The organism is Acidovorax sp. JHL-9 (genome assembly GCF_000426205.1).
GTDB classification, from domain to species: domain Bacteria; phylum Pseudomonadota; class Gammaproteobacteria; order Burkholderiales; family Burkholderiaceae_C; genus Acidovorax; species Acidovorax soli.
In genome coordinates this window covers 63,623-76,167 of sequence record NZ_AUEX01000010.1, presented here as the reverse complement: position 1 = coordinate 76,167, position 12,545 = coordinate 63,623, and the positions used below count along the sequence as shown (strand labels likewise).

At 65.0% G+C, this 12,545-nt stretch carries 11 protein-coding genes and 1 tRNA gene; 3 read left to right on the top strand and 9 right to left on the bottom strand.

Annotation, left to right across the window (positions count from 1 at the left end):
- Positions 1-19: 19 nt before the first annotated feature.
- From K225_RS0108345 to K225_RS21635, 3 genes are all read left to right on the top strand, one after another.
- Positions 20-1,288: an aspartate kinase gene (locus K225_RS0108345; protein WP_026435967.1), complete on the top strand. Its 1,269-nt coding sequence runs from the start codon at positions 20-22 to the stop codon at positions 1,286-1,288.
- A 43-nt stretch (positions 1,289-1,331) separates the two neighbouring features.
- Positions 1,332-1,424, top strand: a tRNA-Ser gene (locus K225_RS0108340).
- A 457-nt stretch (positions 1,425-1,881) separates the two neighbouring features.
- Entirely contained in the window at positions 1,882-2,043 is a 162-nt protein-coding gene (locus tag K225_RS21635; protein ID WP_202900034.1) for a hypothetical protein, read from the top strand.
- Positions 2,044-2,103: 60 nt separating this feature from the next.
- Here K225_RS21635 and K225_RS20595 read toward each other — a convergent pair whose 3' ends face one another.
- From K225_RS20595 to K225_RS0108295, 9 genes are all read right to left on the bottom strand, one after another.
- The gene (locus K225_RS20595; RefSeq protein WP_051248796.1) at positions 2,104-4,560 is read right to left on the bottom strand and encodes a tetratricopeptide repeat protein; all 2,457 of its coding nucleotides are present in this window, start codon (positions 4,558-4,560) and stop codon (positions 2,104-2,106) included.
- Positions 4,561-4,590: 30 nt separating this feature from the next.
- Entirely contained in the window at positions 4,591-5,028 is a 438-nt protein-coding gene (locus K225_RS0108325; RefSeq protein WP_026435966.1) for a spore coat protein U domain-containing protein, read from the bottom strand.
- Positions 5,029-5,072: 44 nt separating this feature from the next.
- Positions 5,073-7,733 carry a fimbria/pilus outer membrane usher protein gene (locus K225_RS0108320; protein ID WP_162143891.1) on the bottom strand — a complete coding sequence of 887 codons (2,661 nt, stop codon included), beginning with the start codon at positions 7,731-7,733 and terminating at the stop codon, positions 5,073-5,075.
- Positions 7,708-7,872 carry a hypothetical protein gene (locus K225_RS22375; RefSeq protein WP_162143890.1) on the bottom strand — a complete coding sequence of 55 codons (165 nt, stop codon included), beginning with the start codon at positions 7,870-7,872 and terminating at the stop codon, positions 7,708-7,710. Before K225_RS22375 ends, K225_RS0108320 begins: the two co-directional genes overlap by 26 nt.
- Positions 7,873-7,945: 73 nt before the next feature.
- Positions 7,946-8,674, bottom strand: a complete 729-nt coding sequence (locus K225_RS0108315) for a molecular chaperone (RefSeq protein WP_155885243.1) — start codon at positions 8,672-8,674, stop codon at positions 7,946-7,948.
- Complete coding sequence (locus K225_RS0108310) at positions 8,671-9,165, bottom strand: spore coat protein U domain-containing protein (RefSeq protein WP_026435963.1); 495 nt, start codon at positions 9,163-9,165, stop codon at positions 8,671-8,673. The genes K225_RS0108315 and K225_RS0108310 overlap by 4 nt, the downstream gene beginning before the upstream one ends.
- A gap of 259 nt (positions 9,166-9,424) precedes the next feature.
- Complete coding sequence (locus K225_RS0108305) at positions 9,425-10,081, bottom strand: response regulator (RefSeq protein WP_369794844.1); 657 nt, start codon at positions 10,079-10,081, stop codon at positions 9,425-9,427.
- Positions 10,078-11,823, bottom strand: a complete 1,746-nt coding sequence (locus K225_RS21455; protein WP_162143889.1) for an ATP-binding protein — start codon at positions 11,821-11,823, stop codon at positions 10,078-10,080. The genes K225_RS0108305 and K225_RS21455 overlap by 4 nt, the downstream gene beginning before the upstream one ends.
- Before the next feature lie 306 nt (positions 11,824-12,129).
- Positions 12,130-12,540: an RNA-binding S4 domain-containing protein gene (locus K225_RS0108295; RefSeq protein WP_026435961.1), complete on the bottom strand. Its 411-nt coding sequence runs from the start codon at positions 12,538-12,540 to the stop codon at positions 12,130-12,132.
- Positions 12,541-12,545 lie beyond the last annotated feature (5 nt).

The window sequence follows — 12,545 nt, the reverse complement described above, 5'->3', positions numbered from 1 at the left end:
TCGTCACCCCCGATATCCCATGGCATTGATCGTTCACAAATACGGCGGCACCTCGATGGGCTCTCCGGAGCGCATTCGCAACGTCGCCAAGCGCGTGGCCAAATGGGCGCGCGCCGGCCACCAGATGGTGGTGGTTCCCAGCGCCATGAGCGGCGAAACCAACCGCCTGCTCGCCCTGGCCAAAGAGCTGGCTCCCCCACGCGCCACCCCTGCGTACCACCGCGAACTCGACATGCTGGCGGCCACCGGCGAGCAGGCTTCGTCTGCATTGCTGGCCATTGCGCTGCAGGCCGAAGGCATGGGCTCGGTCAGCTATGCCGGATGGCAAGTCCCCATCCGCACCGACAGCAGCTACACCAAGGCGCGCATCGAATCCATTGACGACCAGCGCGTGCGCGCCGATCTGAACAATGGCAAGGTCGTCATCGTGACCGGTTTCCAGGGCATCGACGACGAAGGCAACATCACCACGCTGGGCCGTGGCGGCTCGGACACCTCGGCGGTGGCCGTGGCGGCCGCCATGAAGGCCGACGAGTGCCTGATCTACACCGATGTGGACGGCGTCTACACCACCGACCCGCGTGTCGTGCCCGAGGCACGCCGCCTGCAAACGGTGAGCTTCGAGGAAATGCTGGAAATGGCCAGTCTCGGCTCCAAGGTGCTGCAGATCCGCTCGGTCGAATTTGCGGGCAAATACAAGGTGCCCATGCGCGTGCTCTCCAGCTTCACGCCCTGGGACATCGACATCAACGAAGAAGCCAAGTCCGGCACGCTGATCACTTTTGAGGAAGACGAAAAAATGGAACAAGCCGTCGTATCCGGCATCGCTTTCAACCGCGACGAAGCCAAGATCTCGGTGCTGGGCGTGCCCGACAAGCCTGGCATCGCCTACCAGATCCTGGGCGCCGTGGCCGACGCCAATATCGAAGTGGACGTGATCATCCAGAACGTCAGCAAGGACGGCAAGACCGACTTCAGCTTCACCGTCAACCGCAACGACTACGCCCGCACGGTCGAACTGCTCAAGGAAAAAGTGCTGCCCGAACTCGGTGCGCAGGAAGTGGTCGGCGACACCAAGATCTGCAAGGTGAGCATTGTCGGTATCGGCATGCGCAGCCACGTAGGCGTGGCCAGCAAGATGTTCCGCACCCTGAGCGAAGAGGGCATCAACATCCAGATGATTTCCACCTCCGAGATCAAGACCTCGGTGGTCATCGACGAGAAATACATGGAACTGGCCGTGCGCACCCTGCACAAGGCCTTTGAACTCGACCAGCCAGCCGCCTGAACCCGCCAGAAATGCCTCGGAAATGAGGCATAATAGCGGGATTGGAAACGTGACCGAGTGGCCGAAGGTGCTCCCCTGCTAAGGGAGTATGGGGTGTAGAGCCTCATCGAGGGTTCGAATCCCTCCGTTTCCGCCAAGATAAGCCCTAAGTAATTGATTTGCTTAGGGTTTTTTCTTTCTGGCTCAATATCCCACGCAGCAAAACGGGGATGGAGTAGGTCAGGCACAGCGCGCTCTGGCGTTTTTTCGCTCTGACACTTCCCGGCAGATGGCCGACCGAAACCGATTTGACTTACATAGCCTACTCGGCCTGCGCTGCCTCCAGCGTCTTGCCGCCGGGGAATGTCAACCGGGCATGTACGGCAGCAGTGTGCCCGCGATCTTGAGGCGCTGGCACAGCGTGAAGGCTGGGTGATTCATCGCGGCTAGAAGCCATTGCAGCGGGTCGGTAGTCTCGGGCGGGTCAGCTATCAGGCGGGGTCGGTTGCGCGAGCCTAAGCCCTTGCTTCGCCAACGGCAATCCAAGGCAGGCGCTTAACCGGCTGCTCGAGGCTGACATCGTCTATGTTCGGGATTTTTCCGATCCTGACGGTATGAGCGATGAACAGTTGACGCATCTGGCCCTTGTCGCGCATCACTGCTACGGTTCATTCGATCTCGCGTTGCACTGCGTCATGTTGCTCGAAAAGCGAGGCGCACTGCCATCTGGCGCCCAAACGGATTATCTGGCCTTGCTGTCCCGGCCTGCGGCATAGACCGGGGAGGGGCGCGGTAATCGAGGAGTGGGGCACTGAGGCCATGTACCGCAGAGGTCGTCATGACGTTTGTCCGCTGCTATTGGCTGGTGGTCGTGGCGGCACATCGAAGCTCGCTGGCGCCTCGCCTTCGCAGTACCGCTTCCACATCATCCGATAGGCGTCCTCCATGTGGCGGGTGTAGCGCTCCGAGTCGAACAGTGGGGCTGTCCGGCGCGAGTCCTGCAAGCGCTGGCGCAACGCGGCCAATTCGTTTCTCCGGGTAGCCAGCTGCACGGCTTTTTCCTCGTAGTCTGCGAAATTTTCGGTGACGAGCTCGGGCATGGCCGCTGCCCGGAGCAGGCTGGCAGCGACTCGTCCCGCGAAAGCATGGCCCATGCAGGTCAGCAGGGGCAGGCCGGCCCACAGGGCATCACTGGCGGTGGTGTGGGCGTTGTAGGGCAGGGTATCGAGCGACAAATCGGCCAAACGGTGCCGCGCCAGGTGCTCGGCCGTGGAGATGCGCCGGGCAAAAACCAGTCGATGTCCCTGAACGCCGCGTTTCTCGGCCTCCCGGCGCAAGTTCCTTGCAGCCTGCTGGTTGTCGGCCAACAACCACAGAACGCTTCCCTCGACACGGTGGAGAATGCGCATCCACACGTCGAACATCGGCGGCAGAATCTTGTAGTTGTTGTTGAAGCAGCAGAAAACGAATGCTTTTGGAGGAAGGCCGACCTCCGTGCGTGTGGGGGTACGCGCGGCAATTGGCCGGAGCGCATCGTTGGGCTGATAGGTGTCGGGTAGGCGGACGATCTTTTCATCATGGAAATGTTCGTTTTCTGGCGGCACGACGGTATGGTCCGCGATGAGGTAGTCCATGAACTCAGCACCCAGGGTTCCGGGATAGCCTAGGTAACTTACTTGTAATGGGGCAACTCGCCGCGCAAAAATACCGATTCGGCTGTCGGCCGTGTAGCCTTTCAAATCAATGGCAATGCTCACCTGCATGGCGCGCAACTTTTCCGCAATTTGATCGTCCGTCAAACTGGACACGTCAAGAAACTCGTCGAAGGCTTGTTTCAGGCGTTTGCGCTGGGGGCTACCGTCTTCAGGTCCAAACGACACGCCGATGACCTCCATCTGTGTCCGGTCATGCAGTTCAAACAGCCGTGTCACCAATTCCGCGGTGGCATGCCGGTGAAAGTCGGCCGATAGATAGGCAACACGGAGCCGGCGGCCAGGATCGGGAAGGAATCCCGGCGCCAACTGCTTTTTCAGATCATGATTGCGCAATGCTTTTGCGTACATGCGCGCTGCCGCCTGGTGCACAGCGGCCTCGCCCGTCAGGCCTAAGAGGATGAACGAGTGCACCGCTGGTTCGCCTCTTTGCGTCGCGTCGACTGCCTGTTCCACACGCTCGTCCAAATCGCGCCAATCGCAGCCGTGTACCTGGCACAGAAGTGCATCGCCCGCCGCATAGGGCTGCTTGGGGTCGATCCGCAGCAAGGCCTCCAAGTCCTTGCGGGCTTCGCTGTAGCGTTTGAGTCTGCGCAACGCTTGCGCGCGGTTCTTGAGCGCATGGACGTCATCGGGTTTCAGCGCCAAGGCGCGGCCGAGGGTGGCCACGGCTTCTGCCATGCGGTCCAGGGCCATCAATGCCACACCCCGGCTCTTCAGCACCTCCGGCACATTTGGCTTGGCGGCCAGCGAGGCGTCGAAAGCGCTCAAGGCCTCGCCGGGACGGTTCAGGTCACAAAGCACCTGGCCGCGGTGGTTCATCGCCGCAGTATTCGTGGGATCGAGGACGAGTACCCGATCCAATTTTTCCAGCGCTGCCTTGAAGTGCTTCAGTGCCGCTTGCGCCAATGCGCAATGAATCAGCGCCTCCGTGTCGTCTGGCATTGCACGGAGCGAATCGCTGAAGCAGGAGTTCGCTTCCTCGAAGCGTCCCAGCGCAGCCAGGGCCATGCCCCGTTCGCGCAGCACCCTTGTGTTGTCAGGCTCGAGGGCAATGACCCGATCGAGACTCGCCAATGCTTCAGGGTAGCGTTTCAGCGTTCCCAGCATCCGCCCGCGGTTGTGCAGCGCTCCGACATGGTCAGAGGCCAGGCTCAATGCGGCGTCGAAATCCATCAAGGCTTGCGCGGAGCGACCCAAGGCAGCCAGGGCGATGCCCCGGTTGTTCAGGGCCTCCACGAAGTCGGGCTTGATGGCCAGCGCTCGGTCGAAACGCGCCAGCGCCTCCTTGTACCACCCGAGATGATGCAGCGCGAGGCCATGGTTGGCGAGTATCGATGCCCGATCCGGACGCAAGCGCAACGCGGCGTGCAGTACGCGCTCGGCCGCCTCATACTGGTCGCGCTGCAGGTGCAGTGCGCCCAGCATTGCCAGGACTTCTGCACGTGCCGGTTCGTCGCTCAGAATGGCTTCGTAGCGCAGCGCTGCCGCATCCAGATCGCCGGCCCGGTGCAGGTCGAGGGCTTCGTCGAATCGATCGTGCGGGGACGAAGTTGCGGGTGGCTGGTGGTAGCGGTTCATGGGGTCGCTCGCGTTGCGAAGATGCGGTGATCAGTACTCAAGAGTCAGCGAAATCGTGGCTGTGTAGCTGCCTGCCGGCAGTGCCTTGAAGTCGGAAGTTGCGATCCTTCCGTACAGGGGCACGGTGTTGTTGCTGCCGTCCCGCGCGATATTGAGCGCTTCTCCAGGGCTGCTGGCGGGGAGGTCGGTACCGAGGGCGGCATTGAGGCTGAGCCGGAACGGAAGGTTGTCGGCGCCGGAAGTCATGATGCGAGGACTTGCGGAATACAGTTTCGGCGCGGTCGTCACCTCCGCGTTGCAGCTGACCCAGAAACTCGCTCCGCTGTTTGTGGTCTGGTCCGGCGTGCTGGCCAAGGCTATGACCGGGCCGAAGGCCAGCGTAGCCCCCGAAGCCACCGTGCATGTCGGCGCGGACCAGGCCGGTGGGTTGCAGTTCGTCAAGGCCGCCAGCGCGAAGACGCGAATCATTCGGCGTGGGTGGCGTGTCGGCCGGCATGGCCAGGAGAGTGGTTTCATGGTCCGTCCGCGCAAGTCAAAGGACCGATGCGAGGTTCTTCGCCTTCGGATCCGGTCAATCGCAAAGGCAAGGTGCAGGAGCTACCCTCCCAGGCCACGGCCAGCTGGTTCTCGTTCTGCAAGTCGCTGAGGTATACCTCGCCGCGCCTGGCGACGCTGAATTCGCGGCCGGCCGGGGTCAGGCGCACTCGTGCACCGCTCGGCACGGGGCTGCCGTCCGCTTGGCGCAGGATCACGAGTGCGTTGCGCGCACGCTGCACCGGAATGTCGACGAAGACGCCGCTGCGGGCGTAGGGTGTTACGGTGCTCTGGACCTGGCTGATCTCGGCGCTCATTGGAAGAAGTGCTGCGTCGATGGTCAGCAGATTCTTTTGGTAGGGAAGCAAGCCCGGTATCACTGCCGCGCCATTGCGCTCGGTCAGGGCCGCCGCTTGGTGGCTGCGCATCACCGGCACCCCTTCGAAGTCGCCCACGCGCACCACGGCGAAGGCGCCTTGGCCGATATGGCGACTGGCGAACGGCACGCCCTGCAGCCAGCCCAGCGAGCCGCTTGCCCCCAGCCGCACGGCGTTGTTTCCCTGGCCTGCATTCGATTCGGCGCTGAACTGGGCCTGGTTGGTATTGAGTGTGACCCCCCCTTGCGCGGTTTGGCCGGGCGAGTCGCTGGTCTTGACACGCCAGCCCCAGCCCGGTCCTGCCGGCGCGCTGCGGCTGGCCTGTGCACTCGTGGTCCAGCGGCCGGTCGAGTCGCGAATGCCTTGGCCGGACAACACGGTCTGCGGTTGAAGCGGCAGGGTCAGGCTCAGGCCGCCGCTCCAGCTCCTGTTCGGCGCCAATTGTTTGCTGACATAGGCCGAGAGATGCAGGTTGGAGGTCAGGGCCCAGCTGAAGTTCACGGCAGTGAGACTGAAATCGTCACCATCCCATGTGGTCTGGCGCGCATAGCTGATGCCTAGCGACATGCCGTGACCCAGCGGCAAGCCTCCGCCTGCCGTGAAGCGGGTTTTCGGCCGAGGCTCCGTCGACGCTGCGGCGAACTGACGGAACTTCTCTCCAAAATAGTCCCAGTTCAGCGCCCAGCTGCCACGCCTGCTGCTTCGCTCGAGTCCCAACAGGTAGCGGCCACCGCTGATGGTTGCCGACGATTCGGTGTCCTCGTTGCGCGACCAGGCGGCGCCGACCCGCGCCAGAGCCACCGTGCCCAGCAGTCCCGACAACTCCAGTCCGGCGGCCCGGCGCGTGGGCTGCAGCTCAACCCGCCCTTCGGCCGTCAGTGCGGATGTGAGGCCTCGGCGGTAGGTGCTCGCTGCGAATCGCTCCCCATAGTCGGCGCTCTCCGAACCGTAATTGAGCCTCAAGGCACCGGCTTCGAACGAGAAGTCGGCGAGGCCGGGTGCCAGCAGCCGGGGGGCTCCATAGTATTTTTGCGTCACCAAGGTGTCAGCGCCGCGCAGGTCGCGCACCACCAGGGTCAGCTCGCCTTCGCCGTTGACCACAGGGATGTTGCTCAGCGTGAACGGACCCGCTGCCATCTGCCGACCTGCGATGACACGCTGGTTGTTCACCAGCAAGTCCACCGAGGATGGCAGTGCGGCCGAGCCTGCCAAGGTCGGCATCGGGTGGGTGATGTAGCCCGGAGCGAGTGAAAAGTCCCGACCCCAACGAATGCCGCCAAAGCGCACGGGCCGGCTCCCGGCGCCGCCACTGCCCAGGGTGTCGCCGATCGTCAGGGAGGCCATGCGATCGGGAAAGTCCTGGCGCCAGAAGGTTTCGGTGCGGACCGACCTGTTTCCCCCTTCGTTGCCTCGGACGAGGGCTCCTGTCATGAAGGAACCCCAGCGACTGAAGGCGACGGCTTCCACCAGTCCGCCGTGGCTGTTGGTGCCGGCCTCGCCACGAACGGCGAACATGTCGTAATTCAGGTACAGGCCCGGCGGTGCCGCGTTCGGCGGTATTTCACCGCTGCCCGCCAGTGCCATCCCCGTGGCCTCGAACGCTTCGGCGGGGACGGTCAAGGCCAGCTTGAGCTGGCGCAGATCCATCGTGTAGCGCAGGCCGGGCAAGGCATCGAGCGCGTGACCGGTCTCGCCATCGAGGAGCGGCAATGCTTCGCCATGCGGGCGCAGGCGGGCCGCTTTCCAGGCGGCCAGAGGCAGCACCAGGCGCCCGTCGGGCCGACGTTCAGCGCTAACGATGTCTGGCAGGGGCTGGCCATTGACGCTTAACTCCAGCAGCAGCATCTGTACCGGGTCCTGGCCATGCAAGCCTTCGGCTTTCTTGCCCGCCGGCCCCGCTGGGGGGATCGAGGACGCCGGGGAAATTGCCATCGGCGGAGCATCATCGTCCGCCAGGCCGAGCACCACTTCGGCGCCCTTGAGTTCAAGCCTGGGGCGTGCGCTCTTGCGCAGCGTCAAAATCAGGCGGGTGCGCTCTTCGGTGCTGATCAGCATGAGCGATTCGATCATGCCCGATGCAAAGGACTCCTTGCGCCGGGGCAGGCCCGTGACGCCCGGAAAATCCACGAGTATGCGGCTGCCCAGGGCATGAACGAGCGGCGGGCCGGCGGCTGGTTCGCGCAGCGTCAGTCTCAGCGTGTCTTCGGCCCTTGTCGTCGACAGCACAGCGATGCGCTCAATTGCCGCGCCGGGAAAATTCAAGGTGATGGCGGGGCTGGAACCTGCGCTCAAGGCGAGCGCGGCAGCGACAGAAAAGTTGCGCCAGCTGGCGACCGAAGGAGGACTCGAAGGACCGTGACTGTTCTGGAATATCGGACAGGCGAATCGCATCGGTGATCATGCTTTTCTCAGGGTGAATCCCATGTGCGCGGAAATTCCGGCACATGGACGATTCTCACTTGTGTCACGTGACATCAAGGCGCGGGCAGGACAGTCGTGGCCGGGCCTGCCGAAGTTTCCGCCCGGACATGCACAGGGCCCTGGAGCCGGGCCGGTCGCTCAAAGACCCATTGGCGCCAGGCGCCAGCCAGGACGCGGACGCCTGCTGCGGGCAGCTCCTTGCGTCCCTCGGAGGTTTCGAGGGTCAGGCGCTTGAGTTGCAGGTAGCGCTGGCCTTCATTGTCGAGCCGGACGCACAGGCTGGCCGCAGGCGCCATGCACGGCCTGAGCCGGGGCAGGGGAGCAGCGATCCCCTTGTCGGTGACGAACACCGGGAGGTTGTGGCGAAAGCGGAACGTCAAGCCGACTCCCGATGCGGCGGGTGCTTCAGGCGTCACGTCTTCCAGCACCAGCCGATAGGCTTTCTCCCTCATGCCGAAGGTCCGCCGACGCGGCGTGACGCGAAAGATCTGGCTCGCCCGCGGCGCAATCTCGGCAAGCGGCGGTACGATCATCAACTCGTCGGTGGCCTCGTAGCGGTCCGCGCCCTCGGTCTGGTTCCAGCTCAGGGTGTCGCTCTGAAGATTGACGGGCCGATCGGAAGGGTTGGAGATGGTGATCGTGACCACAGGTCGGTCCGGCGAAATCTCCAGCAGCACTGGCGAGATGGCGACACCATGGGCCGCGCCGGCGAACGCGGCGCCGGCGACCAGGCCCCAGCGTTTCAGACGCCGGGGCGATGTCATCGCGTGCTCGGTGCTCAATAGTCGACGCTCAAGGTGACGGCGCGCGTGTAGCTGCCAGCGGGCATGGAGCCGAAGTTCGAGGCCAGGATCTTGCCGTAGACGGTGACCGTCTGGTCCGAGCCGTTCGGTGCAGCGATGTTGGAGCTCACCGGGGCGGCGGTCGGGAGGTCGTCGGCCGCGGCGCCGCTGGTCAGGCTCAGATTGAACGCGAACGAATCGGTGCCGTTGACGAGGGTGCGGGGGGTTGCCGAGTAGAGCTTGGGAGCGGTTCCGGTCGTGCACGCAACCTGCAACGAGGTTCCGGTGTTCGCCGTCACATCGGCGGAACTCGCCAAGGCGGCGGTGGAGGCAAACGTGAGCGTGGATGCAGACACGGTGCAGGAATTCGTCAGCGTGGCGGACGCGTCCATGGTGCCTGTTGCCGTGGCCGCCTGGGCCGCGCCGGCGCCCAGGATCAGCCCTGCTGCCACCGAGGTTCGAACCAGTGTGGTCTGTGTGAATTTCGTCATTTCAAGCTCCTTTCGGGATGGATGGTGCGGGATGCACATGTGGGTCGGCCCGGTGGACGAGTGCCGACGGCGCCTGTGCACTGGTGCCGACGCATGCCGCATGGTCCGAAGGGCGAACGTACAGATTGTTACCGGGGCAAACGAAAAACGGTATCGGGAGGGCCTGATTTGCGGCTCGGAAAATTCCCATGGAACAGGCGCTGCGGCCTCGGCTTGATGGCCTGGTGGCGCGGCCCCGTCCTACCCGCGCCTACCTGCTTTAGGCTCCAAGGTGCTGGTCGGCGTAGCGCACCAGGTCGGCCATGTTCTGCAGGCCGAGCTTGGCCATCAGATTGGCCTTGTGGGTGCTGATGGTTTTCTCGCTGAGGAACAGGGTGCGTGCGATCTCGGTGTTGCTCTGGCCAGCGGCCAGGTGCTCGAGGACCTGGCACTCGCGCGGTGAGAGTTTTTCGCGCGCGGGCGGGGGTGCTGCCGGGGAGAAGACCAGCGTGTCCATCAGGCGCGGGTCGACGTAGCGGTTGCCGCCGGCGAGGCGGCGCAGGGCCTGGAGCAGGGTGTCGGGCTCGCTGTCCTTGGTGACGTAGCCGCTGGCGCCGGCCCGCAGCGCGGCGCGCACGATGGCAGCGTGGTTGTGCATGCTGACCACCAGGATCGGCAGCTCGGGCCTGAACGCGCGGATCTGGCCGATCAATTCGGGGCCGTTGGGGGCTGGCATGGTCAGGTCCAGCAGCAGCACGTGACAAGGCGTGTCCTGCAGGCGCGCCAGGGTACTGGCGCCGTCCACCGCCTGGCCGCTCACGCGCAGGCCGGGTTCGCCGTCGATGATGCGCTGCAACCCGCTGCGCACCATGGCATGGTCGTCGGCAATGATGACGTGTATCACGTCGGGCAAAGGAACCGTGGCGGTGCTGTTCACAGGTTACGCCCCGTGGTCAGGGAGGCATGGTCGAGGAGTGGGATCATGCAGGAGGGTTGCAGCAGGCCGTGCAGCGGTATGCGTGCCCGCACGGTCGCGCCATGGTCCGGGCTACTGTCGATATGCAGCTCGCCGCCGAGGGCGGCTGCGCGCTCGCGCATGCCCGACAGGCCGAACGAGGCCCCGGCGTTGGGGGAAACGACAAAGCCGCGGCCGTCGTCGCGCACGCGCAGATGCAGCCAGTTGTCGCGCAGGGCCAGTGCGACATCGATGCGGCTCGCGCGGGCGTGGCGTGCCGCGTTGGTGAGGGATTCCTGCAGGATGCGAAAAATGCCGGTGGCGCGTGTGTCATCCAGCGTCAGGCCGGGGGGGAGCTGGTTGTCGAGCTCGCAAGGTATGCCGAAGCTGGTCTGGAACTCGGCGAGCAGTTCCTCGGCGGCTTCGGCCAGGCCGATGTCCAGCGTGGCGGGGCGCAGCTTGCCGGCAATGTCGCGCACGATCGCCAGGATGTCGTCGATGCCGCGTTTGAGTGCAGCGACCTGCGCCGGCAGCAGGCCGGCCGGATCGGCCTGTACCGCTCGCGGAAGTGTGGACATGTCCATGCGCAGCACGGTCAGGCGTTGTCCAAGCTCGTCATGGATCTCGCGCGCGATGTACCTGCGTTCGGCCTCCTTGACCGCCATCTCGTGCGAGGAAAGCTCACGCAAGGCCTGCTGCGACGCGCGAAGCTCGGCATTGCTGTGGACCATGTGCTCGGACAGAAGGCGCGAGGCACGCAGGCGGATTCTGTCGGCCTGGGTGCGCCTGCGGGTGCTCAGCAGCAGCAGGCAGAGCGCCAGCAGCAGAAGCAGGGAGCCAATGGCGCTGCCAGTCAAATAGTAACGGCGATGGTCGGCTATTCGCTGATAAAGCGTGCCGTCCGGTTGCCCAACGAACAAGGTCAGGGGATAGCCGTCGAGCTTGCGCCAGGCGTAAGTGCGCTCGACCTGGTCCACGGACGAGCGCAGGCGCTCCAGGCCGTTGCCGGGCAGGCCTGGCCTCAGCTGCAACACCGTGGGAGCACCGCTACCGGCATGGGGGCTTTGCGGCTGACTCAGGCGCAGCACGATCGCCCCGTCGTCGCGCACCACGCTCAGGGCACCGTCCTTGCCGAGGTCGAATCCCCTGTAAAGGCGTGACAGATATTCCGGCGCGACCGCGAAGCCCATGAACCCCGCGAACTGCCCCGCCGGCGTGCGCATGGGGCGGGTGAAATAGATCAGCGTGCGACCGGCCAAGCGGGCCCGTCTCGGCGGGCTGGCGAGGAAGGCGTCGTCCGCGCTGTCGCGGTGCGTCTTGAATGAGGCGGTGTCGCTCAGGTCCAGCCCCGCGGCCTGGGGGTTGAAACTGCTGTAGCGCAAGCGGCCGTTCTCATCGATCGCGACGATGTCGAATTCGAACTCCAGGCGCGCCTGGGTCTGGCGGCGCCGCACCGTATCGGCAAAGCCGGTGGGGCGGCTCAGCCATTCCTCACGCAGGTCGAGCAGGATGAGGTCGGCCGCGCGTACAGCCGACTGCAGTGCCTGTGCGCCGATGTCGGCCACGGATTCGAGGCCGCGTTGGGCGTGGCGCCGTTCATCGCGCTCGTGCTGCTGCAAGTCCCACAGCAGCAGGCTCCACAAGGCGCCCAGCAGCAAGCCGCCCGTGATCGCCCACTGGGCGGCCAGCGGCCATCTGGACCAGAAAACGAAAGCTCGGCTCAAGGTGTTGGGGCGACCGGGCGCGGCTCCCAGGCCACATCCTATGGCGGCACGGGGCGCGGCCGGTACTTTGCGAAAAGAGTCGCTTGCGGCGGCGATTCTAATCGCGGCAGTCGTCTCGAACCGGCGCAGGCCGGCCATGGCCGCTGAACACGGGGCGGGACAGGTCACGGCGCCGGCCTGACGGAGCGCAATGAAGCGCCGTGCCCCCGCGCTGGCGAAAACCGGGGAGAGCATGCCGAGGAGCAGCTCTTTCTACGGATGGGTGCTATAGCCAATGCCAGGTGCAACCAGCGACGGCTCTGCACCTCAGTCGTCGAGCGAGGCGCTCCAGCGGTCGTTCCAGTCGCGCGCCTGCTGCTGCTCGCGCCGCTCGCGCTTGGTCGGGCGCCCCTGGGTGAGGCTCAGCGCCGGCTCGGGCGCCAGGCGCCGCTGCTCGGCCGCGCGCTCGCGCGCCGCGATGCTGTCCGCGGTTTCCTCGTAGAGCTGCTGCGCCACCGGCGCCGGGCCGCGCATCGCGCTCAGCCCCTTGACGAGCACCCGGCGCTCGACCGGCCCCTGGCGCAGCGTGACCGTGTCGCCGGGGCGGATTTCGCGCGAGGGCTTGGCGTCGTGGCCGTTGACCTGTACCCGGCCCTTGGCCGTCTCCTCGCTGGCCAGCGCGCGTGTCTTGTAGAAGCGCGCGGCCCAGAGCCACTTGTCGATGCGCTGTGTGTCCATGGATG

What these genes read in the sequence shown, in the direction of transcription:
- K225_RS0108345 (WP_026435967.1), top strand. Translation starts at nt 20, where the DNA reads ATGGCATTGATCGTTCACAAATACGGCGGCACCTCGATGGGCTCTCCG.
- K225_RS21635 (WP_202900034.1), top strand. Translation starts at nt 1,882, where the DNA reads ATGAGCGATGAACAGTTGACGCATCTGGCCCTTGTCGCGCATCACTGC.
- K225_RS20595 (WP_051248796.1), bottom strand. Translation starts at nt 4,560, where the DNA reads ATGAACCGCTACCACCAGCCACCCGCAACTTCGTCCCCGCACGATCGA.
- K225_RS0108325 (WP_026435966.1), bottom strand. Translation starts at nt 5,028, where the DNA reads ATGATTCGCGTCTTCGCGCTGGCGGCCTTGACGAACTGCAACCCACCG.
- K225_RS22375 (WP_162143890.1), bottom strand. Translation starts at nt 7,872, where the DNA reads ATGATCACCGATGCGATTCGCCTGTCCGATATTCCAGAACAGTCACGG.
- K225_RS0108310 (WP_026435963.1), bottom strand. Translation starts at nt 9,165, where the DNA reads ATGACGAAATTCACACAGACCACACTGGTTCGAACCTCGGTGGCAGCA.
- K225_RS0108295 (WP_026435961.1), bottom strand. Translation starts at nt 12,540, where the DNA reads ATGGACACACAGCGCATCGACAAGTGGCTCTGGGCCGCGCGCTTCTAC.